This is a genomic window from Exiguobacterium sp. MH3 (genome assembly GCF_000496635.1).
In the GTDB taxonomy this organism is placed as follows: domain Bacteria; phylum Bacillota; class Bacilli; order Exiguobacteriales; family Exiguobacteriaceae; genus Exiguobacterium_A; species Exiguobacterium_A indicum.
Genome location: NC_022794.1, coordinates 2,123,458 through 2,140,352 on the forward strand (window position 1 = coordinate 2,123,458; position 16,895 = coordinate 2,140,352).

Below are 16,895 nucleotides of genomic sequence, written 5' to 3' on the forward strand. Positions count from 1 at the left end.
CTTATGTGTTCTCTCCTTTAGTCCAAGTAATGTATGCTGCTCCCCAAGTCAATCCGGCACCAAATCCAGCAAGTACGAGCTTCGTACCAGGTGTCAAGCGTCCTTGTTGACGTGCTTCTTCGAGCGCGAGTGGGATTGAAGCAGCCGATGTATTCGCATGCTCATCGATGGTGACGATGACTTTCTCTTGCGGTATATGCAGTCGTTCGCACGCTGCATCGATAATTCGTAGGTTTGCCTGATGCGGAATCAAGATATCAATGTCTTCGAGTGTGCTATCCGCTTTTTGAATGACTTTTTCAACGATTTCCGGTAATTTGCGAACAGCGAACTTAAAGACTTCACGACCATTCATCTCGATTGGTCCATCGATGTCCTTAAATAACAAATGTGCTCCGCGTCCATCTGTTCCAAGCTCAAAGGCATTAAGACCCTCTTGCTCAGTTGATCCGATGACGACTGCCCCTGCACCGTCTCCAAATAAGATGGCAGTTGACCGGTCTGACCAGTCGACGATACTCGACATTTTTTCAGCACCGATGACGAGCGCATGTTTTCCTTCGACTGTTGCTAACATACTAGCAGCTGTTTGTAATGCAAAGATGAAACCACTACATGCCGCACTAATATCGAATGCAGTCGCTCCGCGTGCTCCAAGACGCTCTTGAACGATACAGGCAGTAGACGGAAATGCTCGTCCTGTTGCCGTTCCGACGACGATCAACCCGATGTCCTCTACTGTCAATCCAGCATCATCAAGCGCTTTCTGAGCAGCTTCTGTCGCTAAGTCAGTGACATCCACATCATCGGCTGCAATCCGTCGTGCCCCGATTCCTGTCCGTGTCCGAATCCATTCATCGCTCGTATCGAGCGTCGTTGCTAATTCATCGTTCGTCACGCGGCGTGACGGCAAAGACGTTCCTAATCCTACAATCCCGATCTTCATAAGGCATCCCCTTTTGTTATTAGTATCTGGTACTAATATAAAGCGTTAATATGCTTTTGTCAAAGAAAAAAGGAAGAGCATGGTCTCCCGTGCCCTTCCCCATACCTCATTCTGCTAACGTCCGTACGACTTCCATGACCATTTTAGCGGAATTGATTGACGCAATCTCGAGGAACTCATCAAACGAGAGTGACGCTTCTTCATTGGCGCTATCTGAAATCGAACGCGTTACGACGAACGGAACACCGAACTGATGACAGACTTGTGCGATTGGTGCTGCTTCCATCTCGACGGCTGCGACTTCTGGGAAGTGCGCCTTGATTTGAGCAGAGCGCTCTGAATCGTGGATGAACGAATCACCTGTCGCAATCAATCCATGAACGACGCGAATTGCATCCATCCGCTCGATGACGGCTTCTGCCGTTGCAACAAGCTTCGGATCTGCTTGATAGGCAGCTGGCATTCCAGGTACCTGTCCATATTCGTATCCAAATGCCGTCACGTCGACGTCGTGGTGACGTACTTCTGTTGAGACGACGACATCCCCGACCGTTAACCCTTCCTTGAATCCGCCTGCTGAGCCTGTATTGATGACAGCACTTGGTTTGTAGTGGTCTAGCAATAATGTCGTCCCGATCGCAGCGTTCACTTTCCCGATTCCTGACTTCAAGATGACGACAGGAACGCTATTTAAAAGCCCTTCATAAAAATGATAGTTTGCGATGACTGTATCTTTACGTTCTGATAACTCATTACGCAATAAGTTGACTTCCTCTTCCATTGCGCCGATGATTGCGATTGGCATAATTCATTCCTCCATCAAACAGAAAGCCGGATTGCTCCGGCTCCTGTGTTCTTTATTTGATCGATGTAATTTTTACTGCGTATTCGCCGCCGGGTGCTGGTACAGAGACTTGATCTCCGACTTGGTGCCCCATTAAACTTTTCGCGATTGGTGATTCGTTCGAGATTTTACCCGTGAACGGATCTGCTTCGGCACTACCGACGATCGTGTACGTATCTTCTTCGTTATCTTCGACACTTAAGAAAGTGACTGTCGTTCCGATACTGACGACCGAGATATCCTTCTCTTCTTCTGAGATGATGGCAACATTACGAAGCATCTCTTCAAGTTGAGCGATCCGGCCTTCGACCATCGCTTGCTCTTCTTTTGCTGAATCGTACTCTGCGTTCTCTGAAAGGTCACCGAACGAACGGGCGATCTTGATGTTCTCGACGACTTCTTTCCGGCGGACTGACTTCAATTCATTCAATTCATTTTCAATGTTCGCTTTACCTTCAAGCGTCATGTAGTATTGCTTTTCTGCCATTTTTGTCACGCTCCTTTTTATTCCACTAGTATAGTATATTCACATCTTTTTTGGAATCAATATCCTCTTTGATCGAGTGCTGAACGATAATCAAGAATCGCTCGAATCTTCGTCACGAGTAAATCGATCGCGACATGATTCTCGCCGCCTTCCGGTACGATGATGTCCGCATACCGTTTTGTTGGTTCACAGAACTGCAGATGCATCGGACGAACGACGTTCGTGTACTGCTCAACGACTGAGTCGATCGAGCGTCCACGTTCGTTAATATCACGTTGCATCCGACGAAGAATGCGAACGTCCGCATCCGTATCGACGAACACCTTGATATCCATTAGTTCCCGTAACCGTTCGTCTTCAAGCGCTAAAATTCCTTCTACGATGATGACATCGCGTGGTTCGAGACGAATCGTTTCTTGTGCCCGTGTGTGGGCGACATAATCATATACCGGTTTTTCAACGGCAATGTTTTCACGGAGCGACTGAATGTGCTCAATCAACAGACCATTATCAAAAGCGAACGGGTGATCATAGTTTGTCTGATACCGCTCCTCCATTGATAAATCACTTTGATCTTTATAATACGCGTCCTGCTCAATCATGACGATTGATTCACTTGGGAACGCATCGACGAGTGAACGTGCCACCGTCGTCTTCCCTGAACCCGTTCCGCCCGCTACGCCAATTACTACCGGTTTTTGCATGTCATTCGTTCCTCCATCATTTCGACTTTTTCCGACTGACGGATACACCGTCACCGAGCGGAAAAATCGTCGTATCGTATTGTTCTTGTTCCATCATCCAGACCGTGAATTCCTTGACGAGACGCACGAGTCGACGTCTTCTTCGATCGAATGTCTTCGGATCAGACTCGAGGACATCTCCGTGTAAGAAGAGATTATCCGTATAGAGTACGCCGCCTTCAGGAATGAGTCGCCCATATCCTGCAAAGAATTTTTTATACTGTCCTTTAGCGGCATCAATGAAGACCGCATCGAACTGGTCTTCAAGCGTTTCGGCTAATTCTACTGCATCACCGAAAATGATGTCAATCCGGTCCGCCACATCTGACCGGGCGATGAAGGTTTTTGCTTCTTCATACCGCTTTGCATTTCGTTCAATCGTCGTAATGCGCGCATCCGGTAGCGCACGCGCCATCCGAATCGCACTATATCCGATTGCGGTTCCGACTTCTAAAATGCGCTTCGGTTGTTGTAATCGCAGGAGCGATAACAAGACTTCGGAACCTGTCAGTTCGATGATTGGTATATGATGTTCTTCCGCATAACGCTCCATTTCTTCTAACAGAGCATCTCGAGGATGAATCATTGATTCGACATAGGTCGTGAAATCATTCACGCCATTCACTCCCTCTTCCGCATAAACAGGTTGACTTGAAGCGAACTTCCCGCTTCAACCCAACCCGTTGCTCATTGCTCTTTACTCGCTTCGTATTCCACCCATTCCGGCTTATACTTAACGACGTTTCGTTGATGTTCTTCATATGTCTCTTCGTATAGAATCTGTCCTCGTGGATGTTTATCACTTGGTGGACGGGCGAAGAAATAGACATATTTCGTTTTATTCGGATTTAACACGGCAAGTACCGAATCCTTACTGACCGTTGAAATCGGACCAATCGGAATCCCTTCGTACTTGTACGTATTGTACTTCGAATTGTTCTCGAGATCCTTCAGCGTCGTTAAAGCCGTATTTTCACCTGTGCCATACCAAACCGTTGGATCCGACTGTAACTTCATACCGTCATCCAATCGATTTTTAAAGACACCAGCGATTTCACGACGATCATCTGCTGTCGCCGCTTCACGCTCGACCATGGAACCGAGACTGAGTACTTCATGGAAGGTCATGCCAGACTTTTGAATGGCATCCGCATTCTCATCGTAGACTTTTTCTGTTTCATCGAGCATCGTCTCGACGATTTGATCAATGCTTTTTCCTTTATCAAACTCATACGTTGCTGGGAAGAGGTACCCTTCAAGTGCATACAGGACACCATCTTTTTTCACTTCATCCGTCAACATCGGATATTTTTCAATCATGCTGTCGATGAATGTCGCATCCGTCAATTCTTTACGGACCGTCTCTTCCTTGAAGTTCGTTGCTTTCGCGATCAAAGCGATTTGACGATCCATCGTGATGCCTTCAGGTAACGTGATTTTCACATCCGCTGCCTTCATGACCGTTCCCGTCTTTAATTCATTGATGATTTCATCCGGGGACATGGCTTGTGACAGTGTATACGTACCCGCCTGGAATGACGATTCATTCTTATAACGGACGTAATAACGGAAAATCGTCTCGTTTGCGATCAAGTCTTTTTCCTTTAGTAAGGAGGCAATCGTACTCGTCCCTGCTCCTAAAGGAACTTCGACTTTGACGGATTTCGTCGCTGTTTCATCGACTGGTTCAAGCGCATTTTTCAAAAAGACATAGACGACCGCACTGGCAACTAGAAAAATCGTCAACAATACAGAAAGGATGATTAGCGTAATCCGCCGTGATGTCCGGCGTCGCCTTTTTTCGATTTCGGCATTTTGCTTCCATTCGTTCTCCATCGGTTCCTCCTTCTTCTCTTAAAACAAGGTGACATCGTAAGAGAAAGTCTCTTACGACGTCACCTGTCATGAGTCGGGTTAGTCTAACTGATCTTCGAGCGTGTTAAAGACTTCTTCGATTTCATCCCAAGTCGCTGTATCATCTTCATCGATCGGTACGAGGTTGAAGTCGTTGTCTCCATCACCGTATTCGTCAAGTTCGTAAACGAAGATATCGACTTCTTCTGCTTCGTCATAGTCTGCTCCGATTGGCTCAAGGAAGATGTATGTCTTACTCGAACGTGGGCTTTCGTAACGCAGACGTTCTACGAATTCGAAATCATTTCCTTCGCCGTCCGGAATTACGTAACGTGTTGGTTCATTCTGTTGCATCAGTGATCCGCTCCTTTAACGCAAGCTCGAGTTCATCCCAAGTTTGCTCATCATTTTCATCGATCAGGCTCAATTCGAAATCATCTTCGCCTTCTCCATATTCATCGATCTCACAGATGATCAGATCATCTGCTCCTTCGTCAGGGTTACCGATCATTTCAAGAAACAGATAGGTTTTTCCTGTACGTTCACTCGAGTAACGGTACCATTCTTCGAAAAGATGTTCGCCGCCCTCTTCATCTGGAAAGAGATACTGACGTTTTTCTTCAGCCATCGGTTTCTCCCCCTTCATCGGTTCGTCCGATCCAAGTACGATTGCAGGATCATGACGGCAGCCATCTTATCGATGACTTGTTTACGCTTTTTACGGCTGACATCGGCATCGATCAGCATCCGTTCTGCTTGCATCGTCGTCAACCGTTCATCCATGAAGACGACTTCAAGCCCGGTATGCTGTTCGATTTCCTTCGCAAAAGCTTCACTTGCTTCTGCGCGGGGACCGATGGAACCGTTCATGTTTTTCGGAAGACCAATGACTAGGATTTCGACATTGTATGTCTTCATGATGACATCGAGCCGTTTGAAGGCTTCTGGGTAATCCGGTTCCGTCCACTTGACCGTCTCGACGCCTTGCGCCGTCCAGCCCATCAAGTCACTGACCGCTACCCCGATCGTCTTCGAACCGACATCTAGTCCCATTGCACGTTTCATTTTGAATTTCCACTCTCCGCCAAATAAGATTTCACGAGTTCTTCGAGCAATTCGTCGCGTTCAATCTTACGAATTAAATTACGTGCGTCATTATGACGAGGAATGTAAGCAGGATCTCCTGAAAGGAGATAGCCGACGATTTGGTTGATCGGATGATATCCTTTTTCTTCTAAAGCATGATAGACCGTCAACAACACATCCCGTGTCGCTGCTTTGTTATCGTCTTCCGGAAAGTTGAATTTCATCGTTTGATCCATCTGACTCACGTTCATCACCTCTTTCATATACACTACGTTTCTATTATGCCAGTGATTGCACGTATTGTGAAGCGTACGCGAGTGCTTCTTCTAATTTCGACGCATCTTTTCCACCAGCTTGAGCCATGTCAGGGCGACCGCCACCGCCACCACCGCAGCGTGTTGCGACTTCCTTGATCAATTTACCAGCATGATAGCCTTGGTCGATTAAATCTTTTGAGACGCTTGCGACGAGATTGACTTTCTCGCCTTGCGCACTTCCGAGAACGATGATTGCCGATCCGAGCGAGCTCTTCAACTCGTCCATCATACCGCGAAGAGCATCCATATCTGAGACATCGACCCGTTTCGCAAGCACACGCACACCGTTGATTTTCTCAACATCGTCCTTCAATGAAGCAGCTTCGATGTTCGCGAGTTTTGCTTGCAACGATTCATTCGCCCGTTCCGTCTCACGGAGCTGTTGTTGCAGTGCTTCGATGCGAACAGGAACTTCTGTCGTCTTCGTCTTCAAGACAGCTGCTGCTTGTTCGAGTGTTTCCAAGTGTTGATTCATGACACGATATGCGCCTGCACCCGTTACCGCTTCGATTCGGCGTGTACCTGCACCGATACCAGACTCTGAAACGATCTTGAACAAGCCGATTTCGGCAGTGTTCCCGACGTGGATACCGCCACACAACTCGATCGAGTATGTGCCTGCTGAGACGACACGAACCGTTTCACCGTATTTCTCACCGAACAATGCCATTGCGCCTTTTGCTTTTGCATCAGCGATGTTCATCTCTTCGATATCAACCGGTAGTGATGCCCAGATTGCTTGGTTGACGTCTTGTTCAATCTTCGTCAACTCTTCTTGTGTCACTGCACCGAAGTGTGAGAAGTCGAAACGAAGACGATCTGGAGAAACGAGTGATCCTGCTTGGTTGACGTGTGTTCCGAGCGTATCTTTCAATGCTTTATGAAGCAAGTGTGTTGCCGTATGGTTTTTCGTGACGGCTTTACGCTCTGCTGCTTCGACTGTTGCAACGACGTCTGCAGCTTCCGTTGCGATCCCTGTACGAACGATGACCGTATGCAAGTTTTGACCGTTTGGTGCTTTTTGAACATCTTTGACATCAAGAACGAAGTCTTTGCCTTCGATTGTTCCTGTATCCGCGACTTCACCACCACTTTCAGCGTAGAACGGTGTGATGTCGAGAATGACTTGTGCTTCTTCACCAGCAGCGACTTCTGTGACTCGTTCTCCATCATGCAACAATGCGATGATTTTCGCATCCGCCTTAAGGTCGGTATAGCCGACGAACGTACTTTTATCTTTTAGCGTCGAAAGGACTTCCGATTGCTGTTGCATCGAACCACTCTCTTCACGCGCTGCACGTGCACGCTGACGTTGTGCATCCATCGCTAGTTTGAAGCCTTCTTCATCAACAGACATCTGATGATCTTCCGCATACTCGACTGTCAATTCGAGTGGGAAACCATACGTGTCATACAGACGGAACGCATCTTCGCCACTGATAACATGCTCACCGTTCTCCTTAGACGTCTGAGCGACTGTGTTCAAGATTGCAAGACCGTCATGAAGTGTCTCATGGAAACGTTCTTCTTCGTTTTTGATGACACGTTTGATGAAGTCTGCTTTTTCTGGAACTTGTGGGTAGAAGTCGACCATGACATTCCCGACCGTATCGACGAGTTCATACATGAACGGACGTTCGATTCCAAGCATCTTCGCATAACGAACCGCACGGCGTAGTAAACGACGAAGGACATATCCACGACCTTCATTCGAAGGAAGCGCACCGTCACCGATTGCGAATGACACAGTACGGATGTGGTCTGCGATGACCTTGAATGCTACATCGAGTTTCGAATCATCACGGTAGATTTTACCGCTGATCTCTTCTGTTTTGTGAATGATCGGCATGAACAGATCCGTATCGAAGTTCGTCGGCACGTCCTGCATGACACATGCCATCCGTTCGAGTCCCATTCCTGTATCGATGTTTTTACGCGGAAGTTCCGTGTAGTTGCCGTGTCCATCGTGGTTATACTGACTGAAAACGATATTCCAGATCTCGAGATAGCGTTCGTTTTCGCCACCTGGGTAGAGTTCTGAATCGTTCGGATCGTCTCCAAAAGCAGGTCCACGGTCGAAGAAGATTTCCGTGTTCGGACCAGATGGACCTTCACCGATTTCCCAGAAGTTATCTTCAAGTGGAATGATCCGCTCAGCCGGTACACCGAGTTCAAGCCAGATTTGACGCGCTGCGTCATCTTCCGGGTGAATCGTGACCGAGAGACGTTCCGGGTCAAGACCGTACCAGTCATCACTCGTCAAGAGTTCCCAGCCCCATTTGATTGCATCTTCACGGAAGTAATCACCGACAGAGAAGTTTCCGAGCATCTCGAAGAACGTATGGTGACGTGCTGTTTTCCCGACGTTTTCGATATCATTCGTCCGGATTGATTTTTGTGCGTTGACGATACGTGGATTATCAGGAATGACACGACCATCGAAATATTTCTTGAGTGTCGCAACCCCTGAGTTGATCCACAAGAGCGATGGATCCTCGACCGGTACGAGTGAAGCACTCGGTTCGATCGCATGCCCTTTGCTTTGGAAGAAATCAAGATACATCTGACGGATTTGTGCACCCGTTAATGGTTTTAGAGCTTTCATGAACAGTTACCCCCATTGGTTTTATTTGGACGCAAAAAAGCGATGCCTTCATCCCTGAAAAGGGACGAAAGCATCGCTTCCGTGGTACCACCCTCGTTCGTAAGCAATCCATTGCCTACCTCGAACATCTGATAACGGGGATGACCCGCAGGTGTTTACACCCGACTCCGGAAGGAGCTTCAAAGGGACTCGAGAAAGTGATTGCAGCAGACTCACTTCTCTCTGGACTCGAGTTTTCCTTTTACTTATCTTCCATCAACGTGTTACGTCCATTCATCTATCGTGATTATTACCTATCACACAGCATCCGTCAAGTCTTTGTCACCCCACCGAGTCGTTCAATCAATCGTGTTCGGCGCCGCGGCTCCTCTTCTTGCGACGCTTTATGAAACGCTCGTGGGTCGCCGAACAATAATAAACTCGACTTCGCACGGGTGACCGCCGTATAAATCAAGTTTCGGGAATGCTTGAATGCCCCCGTGAAATAGACCGGCATCAAGACGATCGGAAACTCGGACCCTTGTGCCTTGTGGATCGTAATCGCGTAGGCATGCGTGAATTGATCCCAGTCACTCCGGTTGTACTCGACTTCCGTCTGGTCGAAGCGGGCGATGATCTTATCCACCTTGTCGACGTTCTCTTTGGCGAAGAAGATATTGACGATTTCGCCGATATCTCCGTTATAGACGTTCTCTTCCGCATTATTGACGAGCTGAAGAATCTTATCCCCGGTCCGGTAAATCCGAGTGCCTTGTTTGACTTCGCGTTTTTTCGGTTCCTCCGGATTGTAGACGCGTTGCAAGGCGACATTCAGTTCGTCGATTCCGACCTGCCCACGGTAAGTCGGTGCCAGAACCTGAACATCGAATTTCGAATACCCTTTTGCGAGTGCTTTTTCCGCGAAGGCTGAGATGCCGCGTAACGTCTCTTGCGGAGACGCGGTGTAAAAGCGACGATCCGCAAGTGGTGATAACAAATCAGCTGACGTCGTCCGGTTCTTCAAATCATGCGCGAGCCGTAAAATCGAAGAATCTTCCGCTTGGCGATGGACGACGTTCAAACGAACGACGGGAATCCCTTCCGTATCCATCAAATCTGCCAGCACCTGCCCTGGACCGACGGATGGTAACTGATCGCGGTCACCGACGAACAAGATTTTCATACCGTTCGGCACAGCACGGAGCAGACTCGATAACAAGTAGATATCAATCATCGACGACTCATCGATGATCAGTACTTTCCCGGTGATCGGCTGATCTTCATTTAATTGGAAATTCGTTCCGTCATACTTCAACAGACGATGAATCGTCATCGCTGGGACGTCCGTTGCTTCCGACAAACGTTTAGCGGCGCGTCCGGTCGGTGCAACAAGGACGTACGGATAAACATCTCCCGTCTTGACGCGACTCTTCTCAAGCGGCCAATCATGAATTTCTTGCAGGGCATGTAAAATTCCCTTGATAACAGTCGTCTTACCGGTACCGGGTCCACCGGTCAGGACCATCAGCGGTGCTTTGACCGCTAACTCGATCGCTTCTCGCTGTTGCGCCGCATATTCCATGCCAAACTGTTCTTCGAGATGCCCGATTGCTTCAAGGATCGTCGCGACATCGACTTCCTGTTCGGCACCGTTCGCCATGACGCGCGCCAGTTCCTTCGCCGCTCGGACTTCGGCATAAAAGATCGTCGGTAAATACAAACAGCCTTCTTCGAGCTTGACCTTATCTTCAGCGAGCAACAGTTCAATCGCTTGTTCTAGCCGTTCACCCGGGTCTTCACCAAGCAAACGGGGTGCTCGCTGCAATAGTGAGTCGACTGTCGCAAAGGCATGTCCCTCTCCTGCTTCTTGTTCTAATATGTGCATGATCGAAGCAGCGACGCGCTCCGGGTGTAATCCGACGAGTCCGAGATGTGATGCGATATGATCGGCTGTCTTAAAACCAATCCCATTCACTTCATACATCAAGGAATATGGATTCTCTCGTATTCGCGCCATGGCGTCCCCTTCGTAAGCAGCATAAATCTTTGCCGCTAGCTTCGGCGTAACATCAAATGGTGCTAAGAACAGCATCAACTGATCGACACCGTATAACGTGGCGAGTCGACTCAAGATGATGTCAGCTTGTTTTTGTTTTAACCCAGGCACCTGATTCAGTACCCGTTCATCTTTCAAAATGAGATCCACTGCCTCTTCTCCGAGAGCATCGACGATATTTTTCGCTGTCTTCGGACCAATGCCGGTGAACGAACCATTCGTCAAGAAGCGGATCGTCGCATGTTTTGTCATCGGAACCGATCGCCGAATCAGTTCCGCCTTCAGTTGTTTTCCGAATCGGGGATGATCGACGAGACGACCGAATGCTTGATACGTTCCTCCGAGTTCGATCCCAACCCCAGTACCCGTGATGACGAGCTCGGTTTCTTTCAGTTCAAAGTTCTTTTCTTTGACGGCGACCAATACAATGGAGTGTGCTTCTTCTTCAGAAGAAAAGAGCACACGTTTGACGCGCCCGACGACTTGATGGGGGTGCTCCATCACTCCACCTTCTTTCTCTCTTTTTCATTCGCTGCTTTCATCATAGCATTCGTTTACCGGATTTTAAATCAGGGAAAGATACCCTGAAACATTTCGTTAAGAGGAGGAGTTTAAGGATGGCACGTTTACCGATTGCAGGATTGTGTGAATTAGTACTTGAAGTCGAGGATATGGACCGTGCGGTTGGCTTTTGGAATGGGACACTAGGCATTCCAGTCGTCGAGCAATGGGCTCCTGAAGATGCGGAACCAAGTAAAGAACAATCTAAACAAGACGGGGTCTGGGCCACGTGGCTTTACATTGGCGGTAATACTCGACTCGGCCTGTGGCTGAAGCGAGACTTCACGATGGAAGAACGGACCGTCAAACACTTACCAGTATCCGAATGGGACACGTTGTACGATGAAGGTGGTGTCCATGTCCACTGTGCTTTCTACGTTGAGAAGGACGAGTTCCAGCAAGCCTTGAATCAATTGCGGGAAGCATCAATCACCGTGAAGCTCAGAGAATGGGACGAACAGGAGACATCGAATCAAAAAGAACATTCTGCTTATTTCAAGGATACGGAAAATAACGTCATCGAACTGTACACGAAAAACATGGATGAAGCCTATGAAGACTTTTCCGGTCCACCACTTCGTGTCATCCGTGAAGTTGGGAATTAAATAGCATAAAAAAAGACGACTCCAGGCGGAATCGTCTTTTTTATATCAGTCTGCTTGTTTTAATAACGCATCCATCTTCGCTTTCGCGTCCCGCGCAAGGGCGTGTTCCGGCTGGTAGGCAAGAACGGCTTCGAGTTCTGCATAACAGGCTTCTTGTTGACCAAGGAAAGCAAGGGCAATCGCATAATTGTATCGTGCATCTGTATGCGTTTCGTCAAGCATCAAGACATGCTCGAACATCTCGACCGCTTCTTCCAACTTCTCGTTTTGCGCTAAGGCAAGTCCGTATTGGAATGCGATCTCGATATCGACACCGTTTAATTCGGACGCGCGCTGTAGACGAGGTAAACCACGTACTGGATCACCGAGTTTTTGATACGTCATCCCAAGCATGAAATGGAGATCCGCGTCGTCAAGTCCATATAATAACGCTGCCCGCAATGATTCCTCTGCTTCGACGAGTTGATCGGCAGCAAAGAACAGCGCCCCTTTTGCATAATAGGCACTCGCAAACGTATTATCGATCATCAGTGCCCGATCATAAAAACGAAGGGCACGATCAGCGTCGTTCATCGATTGGAGTAATGTTCCAAGATTGACGTACGCTGTCGGATCTTTTGGATTTTCTTCGATCGCGTCGTTAAACGCTTGCGCTGCTAATTCATAATTTCCAGCTTCTAGATGCCGGAACCCTACTTCATTATAGTTCATCTTCTTTTGCTCCTTACGCTAGATAAGCGAGGCGTTCGCCTGCTTTATAGGCTGCATCGATCGTCGCACCACCGAGGCAGATGTCCCCATCATAGAACACGACTGCTTGTCCTGGTGTGATTGCTCGTTGACGCTCGTCAAATGAAACATCGAGTCCATCTTCGAGGACACGAACCGTGACGGTTGTATCTTGTTGACGGTAACGGAATTTCGCCGTACAACGGAATGTCTCACCGACCGGACGCTCAGATGTCCAGCTGACATCTGAAGCAAGTAACCCTTCCGAATACAACAATTCGTTATGGAATCCTTGATCGACATAGAGGATGTTCTCCTCTAAATTTTTCCCGACGACGAACCAAGGCTCTCCGTCGCCACCGATACCGAGTCCATGACGTTGCCCCATCGTATAGTACATCAATCCATCGTGACGTCCCATGACGTTGCCGTCAAGTGTCCGCATCTCACCGGGTTGCGCCGGCAGATATTGACCGAGGAACTGTTTGAAGTTCCGCTCGCCAATGAAGCAAATGCCTGTCGAGTCTTTTTTCTTCGCCGTTGCGAGGTTCGCTTCTTCTGCGATCCGGCGCACTTCTGATTTTTCCATGTGCCCGATCGGGAACATCGCCTTCGCGATTTGCTCTTGCGACAATTGATTCAAGAAATATGTTTGATCCTTGTTTGCATCAACGCCTCGAAGCAATTTATGTTCTCCATCCTCATAGACGGCACGCGCATAGTGCCCTGTCGCGACGAAATCGGCACCAAGACGCATCGCGTGATCGAGGAAGGCTTTGAACTTGATTTCCTTGTTACACATGACGTCCGGATTCGGTGTCCGACCGAGTTTATATTCATCGAGGAAGTACGTGAATACTTTATCCCAGTACTCTTTCTCGAAATTGACTGCATAGTACGGAATGCCGATTTGATTGGCTACGGCGATGACGTCTTCATAATCTTCCGTCGCCGTACAAAAGCCGTTCTCATCCGTGTCATCCCAGTTTTTCATGAAGATTCCGATGACGTTATAGCCTTGCTCTTTTAATAAATGAGCCGTCACAGAAGAATCGACACCGCCCGACATCCCAACGACGACTGTCGTTTCACTCGGGGCTTTTGCTCGTGTATTCATTTATTTCACCTCTTAGTTAATTCTGAAACGATTTTACGACATCTTGCAAGGCTTGTGCGAGTAGTTCGACTTGCGCGAGCTCATTTCCGTGACCAAAACTGATCCGGACCGATGCTCGTGTCCGTTCATCTTCGCCATACATCGCCGATAAGACATGCGAAGGTTCGACGGACCCTGCCGTACATGCACTCCCGCTCGATACGGCCATTTGACGCATATCAAGCATGATCAGGAACGGTTCGATTTCAATTTGCGGGAAGTAAAGATTGAGGACATTCGGCAATCCTTCAACACCGTTGACTTCGTAAGTGACGCCACTTTCATCCAATCGCGTTAGCAAAACGCTACGCAGTTGTTTGATGTGGTCCTGTTGTTGATCGCGCTCTGCGATCATCAGTTCGAGCGCTTTCGCTAAACCGACGATTCCCGGTACGTTCTCCGTACCAGCGCGACGCTTGCGTTCCTGTTCTCCTCCGAACGTTTGAGGAGCCAACTTCACACCAGTCCGCACATACAACAATCCGATTCCTTTTGGACCATTGATTTTATGACCAGACGCGGATAAAAGATCGACCTGTAACGCTTCGACATCGATTGCTTGTTTTCCGAACACTTGCACCGCGTCCGTATGGAATAAAATACCGCGTTCTCGTAAAAATTGACCGAATGCCGCAATCGGCTGAATCGTTCCGACTTCATTGTTGCCGAACATGATCGAGACGAGTGTCGTATCTTCCCGGACGGCTTCTTGCAAGGCAGTCAATGAGACGACGCCTGTAGTTGGAACATCGAGATACGTGACGTCATAGCCTTGTTTTTCGAGCTCTTCGAACGCATGCAAAACAGCATGGTGCTCAAACCGTGTCGTAATGAGATGACGCCCTTTTTCACGCGCCGCCTCAGCCGCACCGAAGATTGCATAATTATCCGATTCCGTTCCACCGCTCGTGAAAATCAGTTCGGTTGGTTTCGCGTTCAATTCTTGTGCGATCTGCCGACGTGCTTTGTCAATTGCTGCCCGAGCAGACCGACCAGCCGCGTGGACACTAGATGGGTTGCCATACTGTTCGAGCAAATAAGGCGTCATCGCCTCAAGGACTTCCGGACGCATCGGCGTCGTCGCCGAGTGGTCAAAGTAATTCATTCGTTTTCACCTCTCAAATATAGAACATGTATCCTGTATCTTCTTCTTCCGCTAAGTCTTGTAGCGTCGTTGAATCGAGTACTTGATCGACTGCTTGCTGGATTTTATCCCACAGTTTGCGTTTTGTGACCTCGTCACACGCATCGCCTTCGACGACGACGAGTGGTCCTTCAAGCAGGCGGATGATTTCACCCGCTGTGATATTTTGCGCTTCACGACCGAGCTTGTACCCGCCGTAAGCACCGCGTACACTTTTGACGAGACCTCCATTACGAAGGGGGGCAATCAACTGTTCAAGATAATGCTCAGATAGGTCATACATCTGCGCGATTTTTTTTAGGGATAATGGTTTAGATTCAGCTTCTTTCGCGAGTGCGATCATGATCGTCAGACCATATCGCCCTTTCGTCGAGATTTTCATCATGCGAAGGATCATCCTTTCTAGTATAGTAGTAGCTAAAAGTGGAAGGAGCGTATGTGTATGGCACATTTATTTGAATCCCAGTCACCTGCCGGACCGCTCGCGAATCGAATGCGTCCGCAGAATCTGGATGAAATCGTCGGACAACGCCATCTGATCGGAGAGACGACGCTCCTGCGGCGTGCCATCTTAGCCGATCGTCTCGGAACCGTCATTTTTTACGGTCCACCCGGAACCGGTAAGACGACGCTCGCGCGTGTCATCTCCAGTTATACGAAATCAGCGTTCGAGCAATTGAACGCGGTCACGGCGAAACTGGAACAATTACGGGAAATTCTAAAAGCGGCCGAAGCCCGTCTTCAGTTCGAGGATCAAAAAACGATTCTCTTTCTCGATGAGATCCATCGATTCAATAAGATGCAACAAGACGCCTTACTGCCAGCGCTCGAAGCAGGTACGATCACGTTGATCGGGGCGACGACTGAAAATCCGAGTTTTGAGGTCAACGCCGCTCTGTTATCGCGGGCAACAGTCTTTCGTTTCGAACCCCCGACGCCAGATGACTTACGGATCGTCCTCGACCGGACCCTAAAAGACGAAGAGCGTGGTCTTGGCAAATATCCGATCACGATCACGGATGACGCGATCGATCATTACGTCAAGTTGTCGGATGGCGATTACCGGGCATTATTGAATGCGCTTGAACTCGCCGTCTTAACGACACCGGAAATCGATGGTCAAATCACAATCGATCTCGCTGTCGCCGAGGAATCGATTCAACAAAAAGCATTGAAGTACGATAAGGACGGCGATCGGCATTATGATGTCATCTCCGCCTTCATCAAATCGATTCGGGGTTCCGATCCCGACGCTGCGCTCTACTGGCTCGCTGTCATGATTGAAGCGGGCGAAAGTCCGCGCTTCATCGTACGGCGTCTCTACGTCCATGCGGCAGAAGACATCGGTCTGTCTGATCCGCAAGCGTTATTGATGGTCGATGCCTGCGCACGCGCGTGCGAGTACGTCGGTTTCCCTGAAGCAAGGATTCCGCTCGCTGAAACCGTCTTATATCTCGCGACGGCACCGAAATCGAATGCTGTCATCTCAGCAATCGATCAAGCATTGACACTCGTTCGCCGTTCAGACGGCGGTCCGGTACCGCCACATTTGCGCGATGCCCATCATCCGGGGGCAGCGGCACTTGGGAATGGCGTCACCTATCAGTACCCGCACGACTTCGAACATGCCTATGTGCCACAGAATTACTGGCCGGAGAACCTTGCCCGGACAAAACCGGTCTTTTATCGTCCAAGCCCACGCGGTTTTGAGAAACAACTGCAAGCTCGACTTGATTTTTGGAACAAACAAACAGCCACACATCAGAAAAAGCGACCATAAGGT

18 protein-coding genes and 1 other annotated feature are annotated in these 16,895 nt (G+C 48.7%); of the genes, 2 read left to right on the forward strand and 16 right to left on the reverse strand.

The genetic code is table 11. The annotated features are described in order from the left end of the window. Position 1: 1 nt before the first annotated feature. The 12 genes from U719_RS11305 to U719_RS11360 form a co-directional block, all read right to left on the reverse strand. Entirely contained in the window at positions 2–946 is a 945-nt protein-coding gene (locus U719_RS11305) for a beta-ketoacyl-ACP synthase III (RefSeq protein ID WP_023468902.1), read from the reverse strand. Between the two features lie 106 nt (positions 947–1,052). Beyond that, positions 1,053–1,751, reverse strand: coding sequence for a 5'-methylthioadenosine/S-adenosylhomocysteine nucleosidase (gene mtnN, locus U719_RS11310; RefSeq protein WP_023468903.1), 699 nt, complete (start codon positions 1,749–1,751; stop codon positions 1,053–1,055). Between the two features lie 52 nt (positions 1,752–1,803). Further along, entirely contained in the window at positions 1,804–2,277 is a 474-nt protein-coding gene (gene greA, locus U719_RS11315; protein ID WP_023468904.1) for a transcription elongation factor GreA, read from the reverse strand. A 56-nt stretch (positions 2,278–2,333) separates the two neighbouring features. Further along, positions 2,334–2,981 (reverse strand): uridine kinase, encoded by a 648-nt coding sequence (gene udk / locus U719_RS11320; RefSeq protein WP_023468905.1) that lies wholly within the window; start codon positions 2,979–2,981, stop codon positions 2,334–2,336. Between the two features lie 16 nt (positions 2,982–2,997). Further along, a complete protein-coding gene (locus tag U719_RS11325; RefSeq protein WP_023468906.1) occupies positions 2,998–3,636 on the reverse strand; it encodes an O-methyltransferase in 639 nt (212 codons plus the stop codon). 71 nt (positions 3,637–3,707) lie between these two features. Continuing rightward, positions 3,708–4,856, reverse strand: coding sequence for an endolytic transglycosylase MltG (gene mltG, locus U719_RS11330; protein ID WP_023468907.1), 1,149 nt, complete (start codon positions 4,854–4,856; stop codon positions 3,708–3,710). Positions 4,857–4,934: 78 nt separating this feature from the next. Beyond that, positions 4,935–5,228 carry a DUF1292 domain-containing protein gene (locus U719_RS11335; protein ID WP_023468908.1) on the reverse strand — a complete coding sequence of 98 codons (294 nt, stop codon included), beginning with the start codon at positions 5,226–5,228 and terminating at the stop codon, positions 4,935–4,937. Beyond that, positions 5,215–5,502 (reverse strand): DUF1292 domain-containing protein, encoded by a 288-nt coding sequence (locus tag U719_RS11340; RefSeq protein ID WP_023468909.1) that lies wholly within the window; start codon positions 5,500–5,502, stop codon positions 5,215–5,217. The genes U719_RS11335 and U719_RS11340 overlap by 14 nt, the downstream gene beginning before the upstream one ends. A 14-nt stretch (positions 5,503–5,516) precedes the next feature. Beyond that, on the reverse strand, positions 5,517–5,939 hold the full coding sequence (ruvX, locus tag U719_RS11345; protein ID WP_023468910.1) for a Holliday junction resolvase RuvX: 423 nt from the start codon (positions 5,937–5,939) through the stop codon (positions 5,517–5,519). After that, complete coding sequence (locus U719_RS11350) at positions 5,936–6,205, reverse strand: IreB family regulatory phosphoprotein (RefSeq protein ID WP_029342229.1); 270 nt, start codon at positions 6,203–6,205, stop codon at positions 5,936–5,938. Before U719_RS11350 ends, ruvX begins: the two co-directional genes overlap by 4 nt. A 34-nt stretch (positions 6,206–6,239) precedes the next feature. Next, on the reverse strand, positions 6,240–8,882 hold the full coding sequence (gene alaS, locus U719_RS11355) for an alanine--tRNA ligase (protein WP_023468912.1): 2,643 nt from the start codon (positions 8,880–8,882) through the stop codon (positions 6,240–6,242). A gap of 57 nt (positions 8,883–8,939) precedes the next feature. Beyond that, positions 8,940–9,150: a binding site (T-box leader), on the reverse strand. 42 nt (positions 9,151–9,192) lie between these two features. After that, positions 9,193–11,418 carry an ATP-dependent RecD-like DNA helicase gene (locus tag U719_RS11360; RefSeq protein ID WP_023468913.1) on the reverse strand — a complete coding sequence of 742 codons (2,226 nt, stop codon included), beginning with the start codon at positions 11,416–11,418 and terminating at the stop codon, positions 9,193–9,195. Between the two features lie 116 nt (positions 11,419–11,534). Here U719_RS11360 and U719_RS11365 point away from each other — a divergent pair, with 116 nt between their 5' ends. Beyond that, positions 11,535–12,083 (forward strand): VOC family protein, encoded by a 549-nt coding sequence (locus U719_RS11365; RefSeq protein ID WP_023468914.1) that lies wholly within the window; start codon positions 11,535–11,537, stop codon positions 12,081–12,083. Between the two features lie 45 nt (positions 12,084–12,128). Here the strand turns inward: U719_RS11365 and U719_RS11370 are convergent, their stop codons facing one another. The 4 genes from U719_RS11370 to cymR are packed head-to-tail and all read right to left on the reverse strand — an operon-like array spanning position 12,129 to position 15,494. Then, complete coding sequence (locus U719_RS11370) at positions 12,129–12,794, reverse strand: lipopolysaccharide assembly protein LapB (protein ID WP_023468915.1); 666 nt, start codon at positions 12,792–12,794, stop codon at positions 12,129–12,131. A 13-nt stretch (positions 12,795–12,807) separates the two neighbouring features. Beyond that, the gene (gene mnmA / locus U719_RS11375) at positions 12,808–13,929 is read right to left on the reverse strand and encodes a tRNA 2-thiouridine(34) synthase MnmA (RefSeq protein ID WP_023468916.1); all 1,122 of its coding nucleotides are present in this window, start codon (positions 13,927–13,929) and stop codon (positions 12,808–12,810) included. A gap of 16 nt (positions 13,930–13,945) precedes the next feature. Beyond that, positions 13,946–15,073 carry a cysteine desulfurase family protein gene (locus U719_RS11380; protein ID WP_023468917.1) on the reverse strand — a complete coding sequence of 376 codons (1,128 nt, stop codon included), beginning with the start codon at positions 15,071–15,073 and terminating at the stop codon, positions 13,946–13,948. Positions 15,074–15,086: 13 nt separating this feature from the next. Beyond that, positions 15,087–15,494, reverse strand: a complete 408-nt coding sequence (gene cymR, locus U719_RS11385; RefSeq protein WP_029342236.1) for a cysteine metabolism transcriptional regulator CymR — start codon at positions 15,492–15,494, stop codon at positions 15,087–15,089. Between the two features lie 60 nt (positions 15,495–15,554). Here cymR and U719_RS11390 point away from each other — a divergent pair, with 60 nt between their 5' ends. Then, positions 15,555–16,892: a replication-associated recombination protein A gene (locus tag U719_RS11390; protein ID WP_023468919.1), complete on the forward strand. Its 1,338-nt coding sequence runs from the start codon at positions 15,555–15,557 to the stop codon at positions 16,890–16,892. Positions 16,893–16,895: the final 3 nt, after the last annotated feature.

Coding starts and splice junctions, on each gene's coding strand:
- U719_RS11335 (WP_023468908.1), bottom strand. CDS start 5,228: ATGCAACAGAATGAACCAACACGTTACGTAATTCCGGACGGCGAAGGA.
- U719_RS11365 (WP_023468914.1), top strand. CDS start 11,535: ATGGCACGTTTACCGATTGCAGGATTGTGTGAATTAGTACTTGAAGTC.
- udk (WP_023468905.1), bottom strand. CDS start 2,981: ATGCAAAAACCGGTAGTAATTGGCGTAGCGGGCGGAACGGGTTCAGGG.
- ruvX (WP_023468910.1), bottom strand. CDS start 5,939: ATGAAACGTGCAATGGGACTAGATGTCGGTTCGAAGACGATCGGGGTA.
- greA (WP_023468904.1), bottom strand. CDS start 2,277: ATGGCAGAAAAGCAATACTACATGACGCTTGAAGGTAAAGCGAACATT.
- mnmA (WP_023468916.1), bottom strand. CDS start 13,929: ATGAATACACGAGCAAAAGCCCCGAGTGAAACGACAGTCGTCGTTGGG.
- U719_RS11390 (WP_023468919.1), top strand. CDS start 15,555: ATGGCACATTTATTTGAATCCCAGTCACCTGCCGGACCGCTCGCGAAT.
- U719_RS11340 (WP_023468909.1), bottom strand. CDS start 5,502: ATGGCTGAAGAAAAACGTCAGTATCTCTTTCCAGATGAAGAGGGCGGC.
- mltG (WP_023468907.1), bottom strand. CDS start 4,856: ATGGAGAACGAATGGAAGCAAAATGCCGAAATCGAAAAAAGGCGACGC.
- cymR (WP_029342236.1), bottom strand. CDS start 15,494: ATGAAAATCTCGACGAAAGGGCGATATGGTCTGACGATCATGATCGCA.
- U719_RS11380 (WP_023468917.1), bottom strand. CDS start 15,073: ATGAATTACTTTGACCACTCGGCGACGACGCCGATGCGTCCGGAAGTC.
- U719_RS11370 (WP_023468915.1), bottom strand. CDS start 12,794: ATGAACTATAATGAAGTAGGGTTCCGGCATCTAGAAGCTGGAAATTAT.
- U719_RS11305 (WP_023468902.1), bottom strand. CDS start 946: ATGAAGATCGGGATTGTAGGATTAGGAACGTCTTTGCCGTCACGCCGC.
- U719_RS11360 (WP_023468913.1), bottom strand. CDS start 11,418: ATGGAGCACCCCCATCAAGTCGTCGGGCGCGTCAAACGTGTGCTCTTT.
- mtnN (WP_023468903.1), bottom strand. CDS start 1,751: ATGCCAATCGCAATCATCGGCGCAATGGAAGAGGAAGTCAACTTATTG.
- alaS (WP_023468912.1), bottom strand. CDS start 8,882: ATGAAAGCTCTAAAACCATTAACGGGTGCACAAATCCGTCAGATGTAT.